This is a genomic window from Halomonas sp. KHS3, from assembly GCF_000830495.1.
Lineage (GTDB): Bacteria > Pseudomonadota > Gammaproteobacteria > Pseudomonadales > Halomonadaceae > Vreelandella > Vreelandella titanicae.
This window is the reverse complement of record NZ_JWHY01000002.1, coordinates 502,384-523,583: the sequence shown is the minus strand read 5'-3', so window position 1 is coordinate 523,583 and position 21,200 is coordinate 502,384. Positions and strand designations below refer to the sequence as shown.

Annotated in this window: 20 protein-coding genes; 7 read left to right on the top strand and 13 right to left on the bottom strand. The window is 56.4% G+C overall.

All coding sequences use genetic code 11. The features are described from left to right. Positions 1–25: 25 nt before the first annotated feature. The 6 genes from RO22_RS04655 to RO22_RS04630 all read right to left on the bottom strand — a co-directional run bounded on the left by RO22_RS04655 (position 26) and on the right by RO22_RS04630 (position 3,844). Positions 26–1,027, bottom strand: a complete 1,002-nt coding sequence (locus RO22_RS04655; RefSeq protein ID WP_052475522.1) for a TauD/TfdA family dioxygenase — start codon at positions 1,025–1,027, stop codon at positions 26–28. 10 nt (positions 1,028–1,037) lie between these two features. Continuing rightward, entirely contained in the window at positions 1,038–1,778 is a 741-nt protein-coding gene (locus RO22_RS04650; RefSeq protein ID WP_052475521.1) for a 4'-phosphopantetheinyl transferase family protein, read from the bottom strand. Next, positions 1,756–2,496: a thioesterase II family protein gene (locus RO22_RS04645; RefSeq protein ID WP_039858929.1), complete on the bottom strand. Its 741-nt coding sequence runs from the start codon at positions 2,494–2,496 to the stop codon at positions 1,756–1,758. The genes RO22_RS04650 and RO22_RS04645 overlap by 23 nt, the downstream gene beginning before the upstream one ends. Continuing rightward, entirely contained in the window at positions 2,486–2,731 is a 246-nt protein-coding gene (locus tag RO22_RS04640) for an MbtH family protein (protein WP_022522944.1), read from the bottom strand. Before RO22_RS04640 ends, RO22_RS04645 begins: the two co-directional genes overlap by 11 nt. 255 nt (positions 2,732–2,986) lie before the next feature. Then, a complete protein-coding gene (locus tag RO22_RS04635; protein ID WP_230804654.1) occupies positions 2,987–3,205 on the bottom strand; it encodes a FecR/PupR family sigma factor regulator in 219 nt (72 codons plus the stop codon). Positions 3,206–3,316: 111 nt separating this feature from the next. Then, positions 3,317–3,844, bottom strand: coding sequence for an RNA polymerase factor sigma-70 (locus RO22_RS04630; RefSeq protein WP_041157719.1), 528 nt, complete (start codon positions 3,842–3,844; stop codon positions 3,317–3,319). Between the two features lie 254 nt (positions 3,845–4,098). Here RO22_RS04630 and RO22_RS04625 point away from each other — a divergent pair, with 254 nt between their 5' ends. The 4 genes from RO22_RS04625 (at position 4,099) to fhuF (ending at position 8,537) form a co-directional block, all read left to right on the top strand. Further along, positions 4,099–5,721, top strand: coding sequence for an ATP-binding protein (locus RO22_RS04625; RefSeq protein ID WP_084625243.1), 1,623 nt, complete (start codon positions 4,099–4,101; stop codon positions 5,719–5,721). Between the two features lie 110 nt (positions 5,722–5,831). Further along, positions 5,832–6,629: an inositol monophosphatase family protein gene (locus RO22_RS04620; RefSeq protein WP_041157717.1), complete on the top strand. Its 798-nt coding sequence runs from the start codon at positions 5,832–5,834 to the stop codon at positions 6,627–6,629. 203 nt (positions 6,630–6,832) lie between these two features. Beyond that, on the top strand, positions 6,833–7,600 hold the full coding sequence (locus tag RO22_RS04615) for an ATP-binding cassette domain-containing protein (RefSeq protein ID WP_041157716.1): 768 nt from the start codon (positions 6,833–6,835) through the stop codon (positions 7,598–7,600). Between the two features lie 148 nt (positions 7,601–7,748). Beyond that, positions 7,749–8,537 carry a siderophore-iron reductase FhuF gene (gene fhuF / locus RO22_RS04610; RefSeq protein WP_041157715.1) on the top strand — a complete coding sequence of 263 codons (789 nt, stop codon included), beginning with the start codon at positions 7,749–7,751 and terminating at the stop codon, positions 8,535–8,537. A gap of 24 nt (positions 8,538–8,561) precedes the next feature. On the opposite strand, the gene RO22_RS04605 is transcribed toward fhuF, so the two are convergent. From RO22_RS04605 to RO22_RS04585, 5 genes are all read right to left on the bottom strand, one after another. Further along, positions 8,562–10,214 (bottom strand): multidrug ABC transporter permease/ATP-binding protein, encoded by a 1,653-nt coding sequence (locus tag RO22_RS04605; RefSeq protein WP_041157714.1) that lies wholly within the window; start codon positions 10,212–10,214, stop codon positions 8,562–8,564. Between the two features lie 248 nt (positions 10,215–10,462). Next, the gene (locus RO22_RS04600) at positions 10,463–11,551 is read right to left on the bottom strand and encodes a DUF1513 domain-containing protein (RefSeq protein ID WP_041157713.1); all 1,089 of its coding nucleotides are present in this window, start codon (positions 11,549–11,551) and stop codon (positions 10,463–10,465) included. Positions 11,552–11,554: 3 nt separating this feature from the next. After that, positions 11,555–12,580 (bottom strand): imelysin family protein, encoded by a 1,026-nt coding sequence (locus tag RO22_RS04595; RefSeq protein ID WP_041157712.1) that lies wholly within the window; start codon positions 12,578–12,580, stop codon positions 11,555–11,557. A 23-nt stretch (positions 12,581–12,603) separates the two neighbouring features. After that, positions 12,604–14,073, bottom strand: coding sequence for a di-heme oxidoredictase family protein (locus RO22_RS04590; RefSeq protein ID WP_084625242.1), 1,470 nt, complete (start codon positions 14,071–14,073; stop codon positions 12,604–12,606). A gap of 91 nt (positions 14,074–14,164) precedes the next feature. Further along, the gene (locus RO22_RS04585) at positions 14,165–15,463 is read right to left on the bottom strand and encodes an imelysin family protein (protein ID WP_200890220.1); all 1,299 of its coding nucleotides are present in this window, start codon (positions 15,461–15,463) and stop codon (positions 14,165–14,167) included. Positions 15,464–15,671: 208 nt separating this feature from the next. On the opposite strand from RO22_RS04585, the gene RO22_RS04580 reads away from it, so the two are divergent. Both RO22_RS04580 and RO22_RS04575 read left to right on the top strand, forming a co-directional pair. After that, positions 15,672–16,538 (top strand): LysR family transcriptional regulator ArgP, encoded by an 867-nt coding sequence (locus tag RO22_RS04580; protein ID WP_027957195.1) that lies wholly within the window; start codon positions 15,672–15,674, stop codon positions 16,536–16,538. Positions 16,539–16,744: 206 nt separating this feature from the next. Next, the gene (locus tag RO22_RS04575; protein WP_027957196.1) at positions 16,745–18,550 is read left to right on the top strand and encodes a diguanylate cyclase; all 1,806 of its coding nucleotides are present in this window, start codon (positions 16,745–16,747) and stop codon (positions 18,548–18,550) included. A gap of 16 nt (positions 18,551–18,566) precedes the next feature. Here RO22_RS04575 and RO22_RS04570 read toward each other — a convergent pair whose 3' ends face one another. Together RO22_RS04570 and RO22_RS04565 are read right to left on the bottom strand one after the other, a co-directional pair. Further along, on the bottom strand, positions 18,567–19,124 hold the full coding sequence (locus tag RO22_RS04570) for a cytochrome b (RefSeq protein WP_009286892.1): 558 nt from the start codon (positions 19,122–19,124) through the stop codon (positions 18,567–18,569). A 129-nt stretch (positions 19,125–19,253) separates the two neighbouring features. Continuing rightward, positions 19,254–20,126, bottom strand: a complete 873-nt coding sequence (locus tag RO22_RS04565) for a LysR substrate-binding domain-containing protein (protein ID WP_009286891.1) — start codon at positions 20,124–20,126, stop codon at positions 19,254–19,256. 101 nt (positions 20,127–20,227) lie between these two features. On the opposite strand from RO22_RS04565, the gene RO22_RS04560 reads away from it, so the two are divergent. Beyond that, on the top strand, positions 20,228–21,106 hold the full coding sequence (locus tag RO22_RS04560; RefSeq protein WP_041157711.1) for a DMT family transporter: 879 nt from the start codon (positions 20,228–20,230) through the stop codon (positions 21,104–21,106). Positions 21,107–21,200 lie beyond the last annotated feature (94 nt).

The window sequence follows — 21,200 nt, the reverse complement described above, 5'->3', positions numbered from 1 at the left end:
GTGGCGTGGGATTGAGCCGTTGTATTCAGTCTTTGGAGAGGTTGCCGTGACCTTCCGCCATGGCGACGACGACTTTGCGCGGCCCTTTGAACGGCGTGCGTGCATGGGCGACCAGCATGTTGTCGAGCATTAGCACATCGCCTGCCTGCCAGGGGAACATCACCGTTTCGTCGGCCAGTACGCCGCGGATCTCATCGAAGATGGCATCGTCGATGGGGCTACCATCGGCAAAGAAGACGTTGCGCGGCATGTCTTCGGGGTCAAGCAGCTCTTCCAGCGACTCTCGTACTTCTGGCTGCAGGTTGGAGACATGGAAAAGATGGCCTTGGTTGAACCACACCTGCTCACCGGTGACAGGGTGAGTCTCTATGCTTTGGCACAGTTGGGTGGTACGCAGGTCGCCATCGGGCTTCCACTCACAGCGAATACCCGCGCGCTGGCAGAATGCCTCCACTTCAGCGCGGTCTTCGGTGTTAAACACCTTTTGCCAAGGCATATCGAAATCACCGTAGTTGCGTACGTAGAGAATGCCTGGAGCAAAGCGCTCACGAATCTCTACTGGCATACGGCGGTAAATAGCGCGGCTATCGGCTATCGGCGTCTCTCCCCCTTCGGGGGAAGCGGTGACACAGTGGAACCAGATTTTCATCGGCCACTCGCGGGTGTAGGCCTGCTCATTGTGGAGGGGAATATGTTGATGGGCGGGGTATTCGGTGGAGGTATAAATGCCTGACGAAACCGCTGAGCGTGGCGTAGAAGCGAACTCATAGCTCAGCAGAGGATGACCAAAGGCGGCAGCAAACTGCTGAAAATCGTCCACGGAGGGAACATCGAAGCCTCTTAGCAACACCCCGCCGACTCTGGCCACCAACGTCTCAATATCAGCACGCAAATCGCCAAAGGCTTCCAGCAGCGGCTGCCCTGGATAGGAGGGAGAAATCATAATGGGCAGCTCCGAATCAGCAGGCCCCTGACGTTTGGATATGGTGTTGGTTTGTTGCGTTGGTGTTGCGCTTTGGCTGTCCATTATTGATCTCCTAAAAATTCGTTGAGTAGCGTTCGCCCTGAGCGCTATGGGCATAGCAGGTGCAGTCCGAGTCGACATAGCTTTTGTCGACATAGCCCAGGGCAGCGGCATAGCCACTCGGCGCTGGCAGCGGCCATGCTTGCAAAGGTGATGAAATGGGAAGCGAGTGCTCAAGGTGATAGGTGCCTGGCGACCCTAAAGAGGAAGTGATCGAGAGCGCCTGCAAATGATCAGCGATGCCCAGGCCCAAGGCTTTGAGCACCGCCTCTTTAACCACCCAGCGCTCCATAAAGGGCAGTGCGATGCCGTCGCGTGCGTGGCCGAGCTGCTCACTCGGCGATAGCACCAGCCCTTGCAGCGGCGCCAGTTCGGCCTCGGGTCGGCAGCGCTCAATATCGACTCCCACCGCGCCGCCGGGAGCAAGCGCGATCAGGGCGACATGGCCAGAGTGGGAGACATTGAAAGCAGGCCCATCAGCGTTTTCCAACGCTGGTTTGCCGTAAGCGTTCTGAGTGAACACCAACTTTTCTGGCGCTATACCGGTGTGCGCTGATAGCAGTCGCCGTAGGGCCGCGCGAGTCGCCACGGCGCGTACGACATCGGCATGACGGCGAAGCCGCTGGGCGCGCTGCCACTCGGCTCGACTCAGCAACCGATCATCTTCGTCAGCCACCGGGGCGTTTAGACCGAGCGATAAGCGCCAGACTTCAAGCCCCTCAGGGGCCCCTTCAGCTAACTGCAGGCGCTGCATGGGGCACCTCCTCAAGCCGTCGAGTTAGCGCCCGTTCGATAGTCTCCAGCACTTGTGCTTGCTGCTGGCGAATAAAGAAGTGCCCTCCTTCGAACCAGTCCAACGAGAACGCCCCGCCCGCTTCTCGCTGCCACGCTTCTAAACGCTCTCTTTCGATATCGTCATCGCGCCCTGCGAGTACCTGTAAGGGATAACCAAACGGCGACCCGCCGCGATAGCGGAAACTGCGGCAGAGGCGATAGTCCGCCGCCAACACATCAAGAGTGAGGCGCAGCAGTTCCGGGCTTTCGAACACTTCCTCTGGGGTGCCGCCCTGCTGGCGTAGATCCGCAATCAGGGCCTTGTCGTTATCAAGGCCCGCCAAGCGGTCTGAGTCGCGCATTGAGGGCGCCGCGCTGCCTGAGGCGAACAGCATCCGCGGCTGAGGTCGCCCTACATCGCGCAAGCGAGCTGCCATGCCGTAGGCCAACAACGCCCCCATGCTGTGACCGAACAGGGCAAAGTCGCCGCGCATCCGCGTTGCTTGCTCTTCGCACAGCCGCACGACCTGGGACTCGAAGTCATCGATGAGCGACTCACCCAGGCGCTCACCACGCCCAGGCAGCTCGACGGGATATACCTCGATCCAGGCGGGCAACTGACGCTTCCAGCGCAGATACATGGTGGCGCTAGCCCCGGCACAGGGCAGGCAGAGCAGTCTTAAACGCTTAACCTGCATCCACCTGCTCCGCCTCAGCGTTAGCCTGCTCATCCATCCACTGGCGCAGCGAGAGTGGCCGCATATCAGTCCAGGTCTTTTCGACGTAGTCGAGGCAGGTTGGCTTATCGCCGAGTACGCCGGTATCGGTCCAGCCAGCGGGAATCGCTTTCCATTCTGGCCAGAGGGAGTACTGCTCTTCGTGGTTGACTAATACGCGGAAGACACCATCTTCACGATCAAAACAGCTTGTCATGGGACTAACCTCATCGTTGCCAAAGGAATGAGAAATAAAACGCAATTACTTCTCATTACTCAATGACGAGTGAGGCGTCAGAAAATTTAATGTTGGGGTAGGAAAATAGAAAAAATAAGGGGAGGGGCCGCTAGGGCGTAGGCATAGAATTACCTTTGCCAGACTAAGAATTGCACCAGTAGGAGGCAGCTTTAGCTCGCGACCATTTAGTTAGCCTGACAACCGAAGGAGGAGAGTAAAAAAAACAGTGACTGATCAGTTGCGCTCATCACCACTTGGAATCATCCCCGTTAGCAGCCATAGCTGTTCGGCTTCACGAAATACACGGCGGTGCTGAGAAGAAGCCGCTAACCACGCATGAAGCGCCTCGCGATCAGCGTCGCTCAACGTCTCTTCATGCTCGCGCATCAGCCAGTCTAGCGCCGTTTGCCAAACGGCATCATCGCCGCTGTCGTTATCCATCGTTACTGTCAAACCTCGCTACTGCTGCCTGCTGAACACCTGTCTCGGGAAGCGTGTAATATTATCAACGCTATTTGCTGACAGTGTAACAAAGCGACAACAAAGAAGGGACGGAACGTGGGCTTACCGATCTGGCAACGTCTGGCCTTGTAGCGACTGGCGGCAATGAGTCAATGCATCGCGAATCATAAAATTAACTAACGTGGTGGAAATACCTAACAAGTGGGCCACTTCCCGCTGCGTATGACTTCCCGAACGATAGAGCTCAAAAGCGCGACGCGTACGCTCGGGCAGCTCGTCCAGCGCGTCCACCACCTGTGCCAAGGCCTGGCGGTCAATCGCGATCACCTCTGGAGAGTGTGACGCGTAAGAGGCGGCCTCCCCTTCCTCTTCTTTTGCAAACAAAGTTGACTCAAACGCCGAACGGCGGCAGCGGTCAATGGCGAGGTTGCGCACCACACGTGACACGTAAGATATGGGCTGCTTCACCTCAAAAAGCGTGGTTGCTTCCGAAATTTTTAGATAGGCGTCCTGCACGACATCATCGGCTTGATCAGCATTGCCCAATACTCTTGCGGCGACACAGCAGAGCCGGGGCCGCTGATTAACGAAGATATCTTCTAACTCAGCGCTCCAGGTCTGGGTATCCACAGCTCGGCCTCCTGCCTTGATTAACACCACGGAATAAATGGCAATAATTATTATTTGCGTTAGAGCCTGACAAGTCAACTGGTGAGAGCTAACTCACTTTTTATAACGATATGCTTGTTGGCAGCACTACTTCATGAGATGTTTCTCGTCTCCCTCCAGCCCTTGTTACTTCGTTGCCACCAACGCCTTTACCTTAGCTGCGAACAACACTCGGCGCGCTGACGACTCGTGGCTAGGCATTTCAGCCCCTGAGCATGCTAAACTACTGCTGCTCGCATCGCTGTTTCTTGCTCTGGAGACCCACCGTGACGGATGCCCACCGCCGTAAGCTACCCATCGGGATTCAGACGTTCTCGGATATCCGCGAAGGGAACTATTACTACGTCGATAAGACACCGCACATTGAGCGTTTGGTTAACCAGAACAAATACTACTTCCTTTCGCGGCCACGCCGCTTCGGCAAAAGCCTGTTGCTGGACACCCTGCGTTGCCTGTTTGAAGGTCGCCAGGCGCTGTTCGAAGGGCTGTATCTCCACGACAAGTGGGACTGGCAACAGCGCTACCCGGTGATTCGTATTAGCTTTGCCGATGGCGTGATGCAGGGCCGTGAAGGGCTGGATGAGCGTATCCGTGAGCAGCTACGCGTTCAACGTGAGCAACTCGGCATTACCCACCACCATAAAACCGATATACCGGGTGAATTTTCTGCCCTCATTCGCGCCGCCCACCAGAAGAGTGGTCAGCGGGTGGTCATTCTGATTGACGAATACGACAAGCCGATTCTGGACAATATCCTGGTACCGGAGCGCGCCCGGGAACTGCGCGAGGGTTTGAAGAACCTTTACAGCGTGCTGAAAGACGCCGACCCGCACCTGCACTTCGTGCTGCTTACCGGTGTGTCCAAATTCAGCAAGGTCAGCCTGTTTTCGGGCTTGAACAATCTCCGCGATATTACCCTTTCGCCCGACTATGCAACCTTGTGTGGTTATACCGATGACGATATCGATACCGTATTTGAACCTGAACTTTCTGGGTTAGACCGTCAGGAAATCAAACAGTGGTATAACGGCTATCGCTGGGGTGGTCGTGAGGTTACCTCTGTCTACAATCCCTTCGATGTACTATTGCTGTTCCAAGAGCAAGAATTCGGCCCGTACTGGTTTGAGTCCGCGACGCCAACGTTTTTGGTCGATATTCTCAAACAACGCGGGGTGTTTACCCCTCGATTGGAGACCTTGCAGGCAAAAGCACAGTTGCTCGGCCGCTTTGATGTCGACGATATCACCACCGAAGGGCTGCTGTTCCAAACCGGCTACATCACCATTAAAGACGTGCAGGAACCCATGCTGGGTTATCGCCTCTATACGCTGGGCTTTCCGAACAGGGAGGTAGAAAGCAGCCTTAACGATTTATTGCTGCCAGTATTGGGTATTAACACAAGCGATGCGCAAACCTACCAACTGGCGTTATTTGACACTTTTCAGCGCCATGACCTTGCTGCGTTGGAAGCTCACTTAAAGGCGCTCTACGCCGGACTCCCCCATGACTTGTACCGCAACAACCCCATCGCCAAATACGAAGGGCATTATGCCAGTGTCTTTTACAGCCACTTTGCGGCCTTGGGGCTGGATGTAACCGTGGAAGACGCCAGCCACCACGGCAAGGTGGATATGAGCGTGGACTTTGGTGGGTATATCTACCTGTTTGAGTTCAAAGTGGTGGAACAACTGCCGGAAGGTAAAGCGCTGGAGCAGATCAAACATAAAGGCTATGCCGATAAGCACCGCGGTTCGGGCAAGCCCATCCACCTGATCGGCGTGGAGTTTTCCAGCGTTGAGCGCCAAATTGTGGCGTTTGAGGTGGAGACCTTGGCTTAGCTACCAATCTATCCGCCACTGTCATCTCCGCGTCATGAATGGCTAGTTACATTGAATGCATACAGTTTTTGCCATTCACTAAGGCACGATGAATGCCCAGGGGAAATACAATGCTCGATAGCAGTAACGACCTACTCGAAACGGTGAAGCAGGCGGCGTACGAGGCAGGTGCGCTGTTACGCGAGGGATATTCGCTAAAGGGCAGAATCGCCTTTGAGCAAAAGGGGGCGTCAGACTTTGTCAGCTACTACGATACGGCCGCAGAGAACATCATTATCGACTGTATCAATAGCGCCTTTCCCGATATCGCTTTCCTAGGTGAAGAGAGCGGGCTTACACCCACCGATAGTGACTATACCGTCATCATTGACCCTCTCGATGGCACCAGCAACTTTTTGCATGGGGTACCTCACTTCTCAGTCTCCATCGCGGTTACTAAGGGCGATGAGCTGATCATCGGCGTTGTCTATCAACCGCTGCTTGATGAAATGCTTTGGGCCAGCCTTGGCACCGGCGTCTTCCTCAACGACACGCCGCTCACTACGCCTGAACCTCGCCCACTGAACGAGATGCTTATAAGCACCTGCCTGCCCTACCACGCTAAAGGCGACTGTACGACGGCCCTAGATCAACTCGCTGCTCTAATGCCCCAGGTGGCCGGTATCCGCAGCCCAGGATCGGCGGCGCTGGAGATCGCCTACACCAGCCTGGGCCGGTTTGATGCTTTTTGGTCTCAAGGCGCTAAGCTCGACTTTTGGGATATCGCCGCCGGTATTGTGATTGCCCGAGAAGCGGGCTACACCGTCACGGATCTCACTGGCGAGCCGCATCCCGCTCAATGGAACAGTTTACTTGCGGCGCACCCTGAGCGGCATAGCCAATTGCTGGCATGCTTAAATGCCTGTTGATAAACGATCAACGCCACCTTTTAATCACATCGGTTAGCCACTCAAGCGGAGGCTAGCTGATGCAGACCTACTACCCCCTACCTGCTTTCCCCAAGCGGCGTTTGCCATCTATCACGTAAATCTTTTCATTTTTTTGTTAAAAATGAGAACCATTAGCACTAGAATGGAGGCATTATCATCAACCCTATCGCCAGGAGTCATTCATGTTCGAGGTCAAAGGCGCCACCTTTGAAATCAATGGTAAGCAGATTTTAAATCCCATTGACCACAGCTTTCATGAGGGCAAGGTTTATGGCCTGATTGGCCATAACGGCTCGGGCAAGTCGACGCTAATCAAGCTCATGGCCCAGCAGCAGCCGGTAAGCCAGGGGGAGATTCACTTTGATCAGCGCCCGCTGAGTGACTGGGGAAATCGTGAGTTCGCTCGTCAGGTGGCTTACCTGCCCCAGCATTTACCAAGTGCAGAAAGTCTTACCGGACGCGAGCTAGTCGCCTTTGGCCGCTACCCATGGCACGGGCTGCTGGGCCGCCATACCCAGAAAGACAAAGATGCCATTGATCGCGCCATTGCCCTGACCCACACAGAGTCCTTTGCCGACCGCTTGGTCGACACGCTCTCTGGTGGTGAACGCCAAAGGGTATGGCTGGCGATGCTACTCGCCCAGGGCAGCCGATTCCTGCTGTTGGATGAGCCGCTAGCGGCGCTGGATATCGCCCACCAAATCGAAGTGCTGGCGCTGATCCGTAAGCTGTGCGATGAGCTAAATCTTGGAGTCATTATTGTACTGCACGATATCAACATGGCCTCGCGCTACTGCGACGAGCTAATGGCGCTGCACAGCGGTCGCTTGCTGGCCCATGGCAGCCCGGATAATTTGATGTGCGGCAGCACCTTAGAGGCTATTTATGGCTTACCGATGCAGATCATGAAGCACCCCAACGGAGAGCACAATATCGCCGTGGCTCAATAGCGCTATTCTCCGAGGTCAGACACTTTTAAAAGCACTCATTCGCAATCAAACGCTTCAACTGATACGCATTATCGATTAAGCTGAATGCCATATTTTACCTGTGTGCTGTGTCAAAACCTTGTGTTAAAGCCCTGTGATGGAGCCCGCGATGCCCTCTGCTCTGCGTCAGCCACAACTGTTCGAGCCTTCGTTGGCCGCCTGCTACACCGGGCCGTTGGCGAACTTTACGCCGCCGTTAATAGGTGGAACGCCACCGCTGGAAGCGTTCAAAACAGCCCGTTGGCGGAATGCCGATTGGCTCAAAAAGGACCTCTCCCGTTTCACTGAACAGTACCCAGACGGAGACCAGCGGGCAGTGGTATCGATCTGGTCGAAGTGGCACTTGAGTGCGCTAACCGTTCCCACACTGACAGCCAACTTGCTGCTTAACCGTGACCTGCCGGTGGGGCTGGACGACATGCAGGTTATCTTTAACAACAAGGGCGCCACCTCGCGGCTGTGGTTACCCCACGAAGGCACGCCGATAACCACGCAAGATCCGTTTGAGCGTTTTGCTACCCTGATTGAGCAGCACTGGGCACCGTTGATTGAGCAATTAGCGGCTATCTCCGGCGCTGCACAGCGGGTGTTCTGGAGCAATGCCGGTGGCTACCTGGACTTTTACGTCAACGCGCTGGGCGAGCACCCGCTTGCCAATAGGCAGGCGTTTGAGGCCGCCAAGGCGTTGCTAGAAGCGCGCAACCTGCCCAACGGCAAGCGCAACCCGCTGTTTCAGCCGGTGCGTTACTTTACGCCCAAGGGTAGTAAGGAAGTTAAGCGGGTGCGCAAGCTTTGCTGCCTGCGCTATTTACTGGATGAGTTTGATACCTGCGGCACCTGCCCGCTAGAGGGCTGCGACCTGGAAGCGCGAAAGCGGGCCAAACAGGTCGCCCGTTAAAACGTGAGCTATTTTTAACACGGTTTAGATATTAATTTGCGCAACAGCATCTTCGCTTGCCCGCGCACGCTGCTCGCCTTTCAGCTCGCTAAGCTGCCCCTTCGACATCTCCAGCAACCGATCAGCGTGGACGAAGTAGCTGTCGTCATGACTGATAGCAAACACGGTTTTACCCATCGCTTTTAAGTGCGGTAACAGCTCGCGGTAGAACAGCCGGCGGAACTGCGGGTCTTGATCCGCCGCCCACTCGTCGAGCAGCAAGATATCGCGCTTTTCGGCAATCGCTAGTAGCAGTGCCAGGCGCTTACGCTGCCCTTGGGAGAGCTGGGTGTTGATGACACGATCACCCTCCCACTGCAATTTGTGCTGCATCTGCAATCGCTCAAGCCAGGTATCAACGACCTCTGGGTCAGCAGGCAGGCCTTCAGGGCCCATGGTCTGATCAAACTGATGAAAATCGGTAAACACGCTGGCAAAGCGAGCGCGGAACGCTTCCCACTGAGCAGCAGTGACCACCTCGCCATCAATCTTAATAGTGCCGCTTTGGGGGCGGTATAACCCCGAGAGCAATCTTGCCAGAGTCGACTTACCGCTGCCGTTGCCGCCGATCAGAAACACCTGCTCACCGCGCTCTAGGGTCATATTGAGTGGCCCCACCTGGAAGCCCTCGCCTTGAGCAGTGTCTGGGTAGTGGTAAGTGACCTCCTCTAGCTCCAGACGCTGCCAGTCGGCCAGCGTATCGTCGACGGCAAAGCTTGACTGGTACTCGGCTAGCTCCAGGCTGCTCAATTTATCAAAAGCGACCTGGGCACTGATCAGCGTTGGCCAAGCGCCCACCGCCTGAATCAGCGGCGTACGCAGGAACAGCAGCGTCAGCGCGAAGGTGGAAGCCACCGTGGTATTCGCCCAGCCCAATCCATTAGAGAGGAAAAACACCACCCCGATGGCACCCAACATCATAATGTTAGACCAGTTGTTAGCGCTTAAATGGTAGGTATCGGCGCGGATGATATGATGACGATAGTCACGGGCATTGGCGGTATAGCGCTCGTCATAAAAGCGCCGGGCACGGTCGCGGTTGAGCGCCAGTTCTTTGCGCCCTTCAATGGCCGCCTGGAAATCTTTATACAGACTGTCTTCGCTTTCACGCACGAGGCGAAAATGGCGATACACCCGCGACACCAACACCCACCCCACGCCCATGGTGAACGCGATCCACAGCACCGTGATCACCACCATTTGTGGCGACAGCCATGCCAAATAGGCCACCGAGGCGAGCGTTAGCACCACGCCCTGAATCAGCTCCGGCAGGCGCACAAAACCAATGGTGATGTTACGCACATCGCTGGACAAACTGGCAAGCAAGGTGGCGTTGCCCAACTGCTCCAACCGCTCAATATCGGTGTCGAGAATCCGCTTCACCAGCCGCGAGCGTAGGTCAAACACAAAGTGGTGCCCCAGCACGGTCAGCGCTAATTGCGTACTGAGTGTGACCGCCAGGAGCACCACCAGCAGGCCGAGAAATTGCGGCAGCGCCGCCATACTGCCTACTTCGATAAGCCGCTGATTGATAAACGCAATCACCCCGACCCCTAAGCCAGCGCTCAATAGGCTCAAAGCAATGGCGCCTAAAAAGGGCCAGCGGTAGTGATGAAATACTAAGCGCAGCAGTTCCATGGAGCTCCTTGCCTTCCTGTAAAGAGCGCTGAAGTCTAACAGCAGCGCCTCTCACCAAGAAGACGTCATTCATATTGGGTGGCAAACGAGCAGTGACAGAGGCCTGACAAAGAGTAGTCTGAACCGGAACGCTATTCCTAAGGGCTATTCCTAAGGGCTATTCCTAAGAGCTATTCCTAAGAGCTATTCCTAAGGACGATTCCGAAGGGCTATTCCTAAGAGCTATTCCTAAGGGCGATTCCGAAGGGCTATGTCAGATGGTTATCCCAGCGGAGTTCCAGACTGGCGACCAGTTGGGGTGTTGCCGAGCCAGGCGTTACTCGGTAGAGCCCGCCCTGGCCGGAGGAGACCAGAAAGCCGCCGTTGCCGTCGCAGCGGGCGCCGGCGGCGTCGGGTAGCGCTAGGCTGGCAACAAGCTTGCCTTGCGCGGCATCCAGCAGCAGTACCCGGTTGCCGCGAGGGGCAGTCACCAGGGCATTGCCAGAAACACGGCTAAACGCCACGCTGGCAGTGTAGTGCTTCAGACTGGCGGTGACTTCATCGGCTAGCGACAGTTCAGAAAAGTGTCCCTGGGCATCCAGGCGGCAGATCAGCGGGTGGGCCTCCCACTCGGGGCCTTCAAACTGGTAGCCAGCGATCACTGTACCGTCCGCCGCTACATCCAGATGACGGCAGCTGAGCTGGTGGTGCGAAGGTGCGTGACGGGCCAGTATCTCGCCGCTGTAGCGATCCAGCAGCATCAGCGCGGGTGCCATGGTGTCCAGGTTGAGCTTAACCCGACCATAGTCAGGATGAGTCTGAATGCCCCCCAAACCAATCACCAGTGTGTCACCATCCGGCATCAGCCTAAGCTCATGAGGCCCGATACCACCCAGCGGCATATCGCGCACATGGGCGTAGCCGTTGACAGCGTCGTAAACACGCACTAGCCCGGCGCTGTCCTCCAAACGATTGGCGGTGACATACAGATAGCGCCCGCTTAGATCGAACACGCCATGACCATAGAAGTGGTATCCCTCCCCGGCTGCAATGGTGTGAGCTAATTGACGGCTGGCGCCATCGATCACATGCATCCGTGTACCGGGACGGCGTGCAAACAATATCGCCTGGCGGGAATCGGGCCGTAAACAGCCGCCATGGCAGCGCTCCGGCACTTCGATCATAAAGCGGGTCTGACCATCCAGCGCTACCCCGGCGATGCAATGCGCCCCGCTGGGATCATCCACCGCGCTATACAGCCAAGCGGTCTCTTCCCGGGCGGGCAGTGCCCAGCTCAGCGGGGTCAGCGCCATGGCGAAGCTTCCCAACCCCACTTTGAGTAACTGCCGTCGATGCATGGCTCAATCCCCATCGCTGGAGTTAAAGCCTCGCACCAGCCCCAGTTCACCAGCGATCTCGTTACCCAGCAGATGGCGTAGCTGGCTGATGTCGAGGTAGAGCGACTGAAGACCGCGAAACGCCTCTTCGTCTTCAAGGGAAGGCACCAAGCCCGGTGGCAATTCGCTGACCTGAACGAGTGTCTTATCCAACTGGTCACGAAACGCCTCGGCAAGCGGCAGTGCATCGGCCTCGCGCAACAGCGCGGTGAGCCCCGGCAAAAAGCCGGTACGCAGACCCTCCAGGCTGCTCTCTACCAATCGAACCGTTTGTCCGCTTCGCCACGCTTCCGCCAAGTAGCCGTTGGCGGGTGCGCCTTTAAGGCCCATGGGCTCACCGAGCCGTTTATCTTCGAGTATTTCGAGAGCCTGGATGGCGCTCGCCAGCGTGGTCTCCGTGTAGTCAGGAGTCTCAAGATAGTGCTCGCCAAAGGCCTGCCAGTCGCGATGCAGCGCGCTTGTGGTATCAGCAAGATGCGTGGTGATGGCCTGCATCAGCGAGCAGGCTCCAGGGTCGCTCAGGGCCTGTTCGTCCATGGCGTCGTCATAAAGCAAGTATTCAAGGGCGGGAAAGCCTTGAATCGCCACGCTGTCACTGGCGATATCTTGGGCATCCGGGGCTTCGGCTGCCTTCAGCCAGCCGCGCACCTTGCTGCCCACCAGGTTTTTACGGTCTGGCCAGAATTGCAGTTGCCAGCCTCGGCTATTCTGCTCGACCGGGCCGAACTGAATAAAACGCACCGCCTGCCAAGCTTGATAGGCGCTCAGCCAGTCATTTTCCAGCCGCTGCCTGAGAGCTTCGTCGGGGCTCTGGCAAAAGCGTGCGGCGCTAGCTTCCAGGCGCTCGGAGGCGGCGCTCAGCTCAGCATACTGAAGTTCCACCGCGCCGTGCCACATTTCCCGCGGCGTAGGGGTGTCCGTAGCAAAAGAGAGCGGCGTCGCGAGTAGCGCGCAAGCCAGCAAACTCAGGCGGCGAAGAGATGCGATCACGTTAACTCCTTAACAGTAATGACTTACAGGGATTCAAGGAAACGTATAAGTTCCGCTCGATGGTCGGCGGGCAATGCGCGATAGCCCTGGGTGGCGCTTTCTGCCTCGCCACCGTGCCAGAGTATCGCCTCTTCCAGAGTGCGGGCGCGACCATCGTGGAGAAAACCAGCCCGGGGGTTAACCGTTTGCGCCAAGCCGATGCCCCACAGCGGCGGGGTGCGCCATTCTCGGCCATCGGCCTGGAACTCGCTGCGATGATCAGCCAGGGCATCGCCCAGATCGTGGAGCAGTAGGTCGCTATAGGGCCATATTTCCTGATTGGCTAGCGCCGGACGGGCAGTATCCGCAGCGGTGCGATGGCGCGGCGTATGGCAGCTCGCGCAGCCGAGCGCGTTAAATCTCTCAGCGCCCTGTTTCACCGCTGAGTCATCCATATTGCGTCGCATCGGTACCGCCAAGCTGGAGGCGTAGAAGGTCACGAAGTCGGCCACGTCATCGCTGACCTCAGGCGTGCCACCGTTAGGAAAATCATCGCACCCCTGGCTCTCCATGCAGTCGGTTTGTGGCACCAGACTGGAGGTCAGCCCCATATCCCCGGCGAAGGCATGCAGGCCCTGCTGCTCAATGCTGGGCTCTCCGGCTTTCCAGCCGAAACGCCCTAGCACCGTGGTGCCACTGCGCACATCCCACACTTGGTTGTAGCGGCCGGAAATTCCGTCGCCATCGTCGTCTGCAGGGTCTGCGGCAGCGATAAGGTCAGCTTCAGGAATCGCTTCTAGCAGGCCCAGGCCAATCATTGGCGGTGCCAGCCGTGGCGAGGTTTGCAGTGACTCCGGCAGCTCTCCATAAGCGGGCTCGACAATCGAGTAGAGCGGTTCCTGCAAGGTGACGCGGGTGCCATCGGTGAAACTCACTTCCCGAGGACGATACTCAATCACCAGCTTGGCCTCGGGCTTGGCACAGCTAATCGCCGCGGTTTGGAGCTGCAAACCGTAGTTAGGTACCGGAAGCGCCCCCCGCTGCTTCAGTGTTTCTGGATCCGCTTGGCTTGCGGGTAGCGAGAGGCGCAGAAACAGCGCGATGGGGTTTTCGTCGCCGGTGGGTGGGTGCCCCCGACCATCTTTAAGGTGGCACCCCTGGCAGCTATTGGTATTGAGCAGCGGCCCCAGGCCATCCCGGGCCTCGGTGCTGGCGGGCGCCGCCACCCAAGGGTTGCGAAAGAAGCTGTTACCGACGCTGAAATCCAGCCGCTTGGTCATCGACATATTACCCAACGGCAGCGAATAGGCGTTATGGTCAAACTGCTCCACCGAGCCATCGCCACCACTCATGGGCGTCGTTTGAATGGGATAATCTTGGCTAGGTGGCGCATTTTGTATAGGTGATTCGGCTGCCTGCAAGGGCACGGCCAACAAGAACAGTAAGAAACTGCTGTGGGCTAATGTGCTGGGCACCCACTTGGCTAGGACAATAAACCGGGGTAAGCGGTACATGGTGATACCTTGAGAAGGAAGATACTGACAAAACCAACAGAGCCGCGCGATAGCAACACTATCGGCGGCTCATGGTAGACGCTAGTCCGCTCTAGAACCGGTGACCGGCATCATCAGGCTGTAGGGAGGTCACGCCCAGTTCACCTGCGGCCTGTTCGATAGACCCTGTTTGCGCCACCAGGGAGAGAATCGCCTCGTTGATCAATTCACTGCCCTGCTCGTTACCCGGCGCAATCATCATATCGAATGCCATCGGCGAGCTTTCCGCTTCAGCCGCCTGCTTGATAGCATCAAGCCTCGCCATGGTGGCTTCAAGCTGCGCACCAAGGGTGTCGGCTAGCTCGCTATCTGCTTGAGACAGTAAGTCTTGCAGCGAAGGCCCCTCTACCACACTGCCATCAAGGCGCTGATAGCTGCCGGTGTAGATATTCTGAACACCCTGGCCGTTGTAGTAGTGGGAGTTGTGGGTATTGTCGCTGAAGCAGTCGTGCTCATCCTCAAAAGAGTTGGCTTCAAGGGCGACCTTTAAGCGCTCACCTGCCAGCTCACCCAGGGAGAGCGAGCCCATACCGAACAGCATACGACGCAGGCCCTCCTGATCGCTCTCGGCGAGCAGTTCCTGGCGATAGTTACCCTCGGTTTCCGGCGCCCACTGGGCCACCATCCACTCAAGGTCGTCAACGAGCAGGTCAGACACTGCGTCCAGATAGCTGCGGCGGCGATCGCAGGGGCCATGAGTGCAGTCATCGCCGGTTTGGTAATCACTCACCGGTCGTTCGCCGTTGCCTTCCTCAAAGCCATGCAGATCCTGCCCCCAGAGCAGAAACTCGATGGCGTGATAGCCGCTGGCGACGTTAGCCTCCGAGCCGCCGATTTCATTCAGGTCGGCGAGTAATTCTGGGGTAATATCGCTAACGTCCAGAGTTTCGCCGCCGACAGTGATTTGCTCGTTGGCAATGATATTGGCAGTGGCACCTTCGTTGCCCAGCTCATATTGGTAGTCATCGCCCTCGACATAATCGATCATGCCCTCATCAAGGGGCCAGGCGTTTAGCTGCCCTTCCCAGTTGTCCACCACCGCATTACCGAAACGAAACACTTCGCTCTGCTGATAAGGCACCCGCGCCTGCAGCCAGGCTTGCTTGGCTGCGCTCAGGGTTTCGGCCGTGGGATTGGCGAGCAATTCGTCGATACGCTCGTTCAATGCTTGGGCAGCATTCAGTGCATCGGCGTAATTGGCATGAGCCAGATCGGCGTAGTGTTTAACCACGGCGTCAGCGCTAACGGTGCCGTCAGCAGCAGCAGTGTCGACAGCAACTGGGGCAAAAGGCATCAGCGCGCTAAGCGCAACGATGCCAGCAAGAGGGCGACGGAGCATGATGGCGGGCATTACAGTGTCCTTTAGGCTGTGGCATTACAGAAACTACTCACATAAAGTGCTAGGCAACCCGAGAGGGTTTTGGTGCTCTAGCCCTGCCTGAAATGTAATTCATTGGCCTATGAGATTCAATCCTATTTGATCTTAAATAGAGAGCACTACGCCGTTTCATCACCATTTTTTGCTCTGTGTCACTTTTTGCTGCCTTGGGAAAACCGACATGCTGGATTATAAACTGCTTCATGCCTTGGCAATCGTGGTGGAGTGCGACGGTTTTGAGCGCGCAGGCGATGTACTGGGGCTTTCGCAGTCAGCTGTCTCCCAGCGCATTAAGGCACTGGAGGTTCGCCTTGGGCAGCCGGTGCTTATACGCTCTCCTCATCTAGCGCCGACCCCTGCGGGTCAGCGGCTGTTGACCCATTACCAGCAAGTACAGCTATTAGAGCGCGATCTCCGCGGCTCCCTACCCACGCTGGATGACCAGGCGCCGCGTCTGCGGATTGCTATCAATGCGGATAGCTTGGTCACTTGGTGGGCCGAGGCCGTTGCCACGATCTGCCAAGAGGAGGGTTTACTGCTGGATTTGGTGATTGAAGACCAGGATGTCGGACTCAAGCGCTTGCGCGATGGCGATGTAGCGGCCTGCCTGTGCGCCACACCACAACCGATAGCCGGTGCACGCAGTGTTGCGCTGGGAGAAATGCGCTACCACCCTTTGGCGACACCGGCTTATATCGAACGCTACTTTCCAGAAGGCCCTTGCAAAGAGAGCTTTCAATCCGCGCCAGCCATCGTCTTCGGCCCTCACGATCAGTTGCAGCATCGCTTTCTTGCTCAGTGCGGCTACCACGGCCACTTTCCTTATCACCTCTGCCCATCTTCAGAAGGGTTTGTGCGCTTAGCCACAGCCGGGGTCGGTTACGGCATGATGCCTCAGTTGCAGGTCGGCGAATTAATGGCCAGTGGCCAACTAGCCAGTGTTGCTCCCGGTCATTTTTTAGCAGTGCCCTTGTACTGGCATTTTTGGCGCCACAGCGGGCAACTCATTCAACGACTTACGCAACATTTAAGTCGTGCTATGACTTAAGCATGAGAGTTTTCAACGTTTCCTTTCACCAAAGCCAACTACACTCAAAGAGCTTATCGTACGGCACAAGGAAATTTGAGCTGCTTTTGAGCGGGGTGGCATGCAAACCGCATCTGAGCGCTATGCCGACGAATTAGCGGCCCCCGGCGGGTAAGGGAACCCAGGGAACAGCGAACGGGGTAAAAAAACGAAAAAAGCGATACCCTATGCATGCACAACGTTTAACAGCGGGTGTTTACACCGGCTTATTGCTGCTGCTTGCGGTTTGTTTTATGCCCTGGGCGCAGGCAAATACTCTCCTATCCGCATCGCCAAGCCAGGCGAGCTATTCACTTGCCCCTTATAACGAGTTCTGGCACGCCGACGAACAGTCTGTAACGCTTAACGATTTGCTCGCCCAATCGCGTACTTTTACACCCACGCACCAAGCCCAAGATTTAAATTTCGGCTATACCCGTGGTGATGTGTGGCTGCGCACTCAGGTGCGCAATGATTCGTCGGAACCCCAGCGTTGGATGGTGGAGTTTGAATACCCGTTCTTGGATTACGTTACCCTTTATACGCTTCGCCAACAGCTAAGCAGTGTGCAACGAAGCGGCAGCGCGGTTCCCGTTGAACAGCGTGCGCTTGCCCACCGTCAGGCAGTTTTTCCATTGGAGCTGGCCGCCTTTGAAACCGTCACGCTGTATACCCATGTGGCTGCCTCAGGCAGCAAGATGCTGAGCTACAACTTATTAACGCCAGAAGTGTTTTATACCCAAAATGATCGTCATAATTTTTGGCTGGCGACCTACTTTGGCATGCTGCTGGCGATGGGGTTATATAACTTACTGCTATTTTTCGGCTTAAAAGAGCGCATATTTCTTCACTACTCGCTATTTGTCGCAGGCTTTGGACTTGCCATTCTGGCGTTTAACGGCATTGGCACACTCATGTTTTGGAGTTTTCTGGGTGAGAACACGTCTCGCTTGGTGGCGCTCGGTTTCACCTTTGCCTCTACCATGGCCACACTGTTTGCGCAGAGCTTCCTAAACACAGAGACATATTGCCCACGCTGGCACCAGGTATTAAACACCTTTCGCAGCTACTGTTGGCTCGCCGTCATTGCCTCGCTGCTGCTGCCCATTCCTGCGGCCCTCCACCTAATGGATGTGACGGGGTTTATGGCCGCCTTACTGCTCCTGATATGCGGCAGCTACTGCAGCTTTCGACGCATACCCAGCGCTAGACTCTTCGTGTTTGCGTGGTCGATATTTCTGCTGGGTGCAGGTGTCTTTACACTCCGCAACCTGGGCATACTGCCGGCTAATTTTATTACCCTACACGGCATTCAAATTGGCTCGGCGCTAGAAATGTTACTGCTTTCGTTTGCACTGGCATCACGCTTTAACAAACTTAAACGGCAAAAAGAGCGCGCTCAAGCCGCTATGCTAGCTGCGCTAAAAAAGCAGGAAGCCGTGCTGGAACAAAAAGTCGCTGCCCGAACTAAAGCGCTAGAGCATTTAGCCAACGGCGATATGCTGACCGGTTTATTAAATCGCCATGGCCTGGCGCGCTGCGCCGCAGAAGCTCTGGAGCGTAATCGTCAAAACGGCCATCGCTTGGCGCTCCTGATGCTTGATCTGGATCGTTTCAAACCCATTAACGACTGCTACGGCCATGAGGCAGGTGATTTTGTCTTACAACAAATTGCCAAACGTATTGCCCATATGGCGCGTACCGGTGACCACTGTGCACGCTTTGGTGGTGATGAGTTTATTATTATCATGGAGAACATCGAACCTCACGATACGCTTGAGAATATACAGGCACGTATCGACGAAGCCATTCGCTCACCCATAAAACTCCCCTGCGGCGAGCGAGTTAGTGTTAGCGTGAGCATTGGGGTAAGCACTTGCCAGGGAACAGAGGGTGCCACTCTTGAGAGTTTACTGCGTGAAGCCGATAGCCATATGTACGCTGTCAAATCACGCCAAGCGGTAGAGTTCTATCGCTACGGCTCGGCGAGTTAGGTATTAACCTTGGTCATTAATCAAACAGGCTCATACGTTTCATAACGTTATCGCGTTTGATTTTCCAATGGAACATGGCACCGGCAACGTGCAGTACCACCAAACCTAAAATGGCCCACCCCAGGCGCCCATGCCACATAAAGAGTTGTTCAGATAGTTGCTCGCGCTCGCCAATCAGACCGGGTAAATGCCAGTGGAAAAACTCCACGGGAAAGCCGCCGCTTGCGGTAGCCGCCCAGCCCAATAAAGGCATAACGACCAACGCCAAGTAGAGCAAATGGTGAACGCTGGTACTCACCACCCTCTCGAAGGCATTTAGAGGCGGTTCATGGTCAGGCACCACAAAGGCCAGGCGGGTAATAATACGTAGCGTCATTAGCAATAGTATCAGCACACCCAGCGTCTTATGGCTGGTATACAGCAAGTTCGTCAACATATTGCCGACTAGAGCGAGAGTGCGTTCATAGCCCAAAAAGCCTAACGTTAAACCGCTGGCCAAGGAGAGCAGCACCGCGCCAGCCACCAGCCAGTGCAACACCCGATGCGGGTAGATATAGTGATCCAGTTCGTGCATGCAGTGCTCCTAACAGCCAATTCATTTGCTCTTCATTCTAGTCAGTAACGCTCCCTTACGCTGATTAAAGCACTACACGGCCATCAACGCTAAGCATTACCTAGGCTCTACTTGGTCTCAAAAGCCACTTTATAACGCTTGTTCGGGCACTGCCAGCTGATCGCGTATTAACTCTGCCAAACGGCGCGCAGGCTCCGAAGGTCGGTGCGGCGCCCGGTGCAGCGCCAACTCAATCATCGGCAGCGCAGGCAGCCCACTGCTCTCATCCAGCGGTCTCAGTGCAGGGGTTAGCATGCTGCGAGTCACCACCACGATGGCCAGCCCAGCGGTCACAATTGGCGCCAGCCCCGCCATGGATTGGCTGGTATAGGCCACGCGCCAGCTGCGCCCCGCCGATTGCAGCGCCTGCTCGGCCACTTCACGGAATACGTCAGCCCCCGGTGAGTAGAGCGCCAACGGCAACGGGTCGCTTAGCAGCGGCTGCTGGTTCATACCGACTGCCCACAACAGCGGTTCCCGGCGAATCACATCGCCGCCCGGCGAGTTGCGCTGCCGGGTCACCAGGGCTAGATCCAACTCTTTAGCTTTAACCTGCTCAACGAGATGCGCGCTAGTGCCGCAGATCACCTTTAACCCCACGGCGGGGTAGAGCTGATGAAAGTAGGCAAACACCGAAGGTAGCAACGAAGCGTAATCTTCAGGAATGCCGAGGGTAAGATCGCCTGTCACCTGGCGCGCCTGCATATCGCTCCACGCGTCATCGTTAAGTGCTAATAGCCGTCGGGCGTGGTTAAGCAAGCGTTCACCTTCTGAGGTAAAGCGTATTCGCCGCCCTTCCCGCTCGTGCAGCGTGAGCGAGAGCTGCGCTTCTAACCGCTGGAGCTGCATGCTCACAGTGGACTGGGTATACGCCAACCGTTTAGCAGCTGCGGTCACACTCCCAGTGTCCGCAATCGCCACCAGGGTGCGTAGCAGGGTTAGGTCTAACGTGGGGGCACGCATATATCACCAAGCTTGATGAAAACGATCACAAAAGATCGATATTGTGATGCATTGATGATGAGTATGCTGCTCGGTACATGCTCAAATCAAGGAGAACTCTTATGCATCCCGTTCACCCCCCTGCGTTATTCCCACGTTGGTACAGTGTTGGTGCGGCGCTGGTGGCCGTGATGCTTTGGAGTTCGGCACCGCTGCTGGCTGAGTTTGCCAAAGCGACACCGCCCTTGCAGTTAACTGCCGTTACCCTGTTAGCGGGATCATTGGCGACGCTACCATTAAGCCGCCGCATTAATGTCGCTGCCTGCGGCGCGGGTTGGCAACTCAGCGTTTGGGTGGGTATCCCACTGCTCATCTTTGGCGCCGTCAGCACCTACTTTATTGGTATGCGGCTAGCCCCCGCCGCCGAAGCAGCGTTAATTACCTACACTTGGCCCGTGCTGTTTGTGCTACTCAGCCAATGGAGTCGTTTTGGCCGCCTGCGCATCGCAGGGATGGTCGGCGCTCTGATTGCGTTTTCAGGCGCTGCGCTACTGCTGGTTCCTCAAGCCATCAGTGGAGGGCTGGGTGGTGCCACCACGGGCTACGCGCTAGCACTGCTGGCCGCCTGCTGCTGGGCGATCTATTCATGGTTAAGCCAAGCTGCACCAGTGGCCTTAACACCCCTGCTGCCGCGGCTACTGCTGATTGCCTGCGCTATTGCCGTGGCTGCCAGCTTAATACTGGAAGGCACCCTCGCCCTCCCCAGCGGTGAAGCGTTACTCGCGGGCATCGCACTGGGTTTAGGGCCTTACGGAGTAGCCATGGTGGCCTGGGATAAAGCATTGCGCTGGGGGCACGCGAGCCTTGTGGGCAGCTTGGCGTATGGCGTGCCGATTCTAGCCGCCCTACTGCTGGTGCTAGCAGGCATGAGCGTGCTCGACTGGCGCCTACCCGCCGCGACCGTGCTGGTAGTGGTAGGCTGCCTCAAAGCTGGCCGTTAACCTCCTCACGCCTAACTATTTACGCCTCACGCCTCACCATTTACTCCTCACCATCGACCAATAAACCAACGCCCCTATCACGATAAGCAACAGG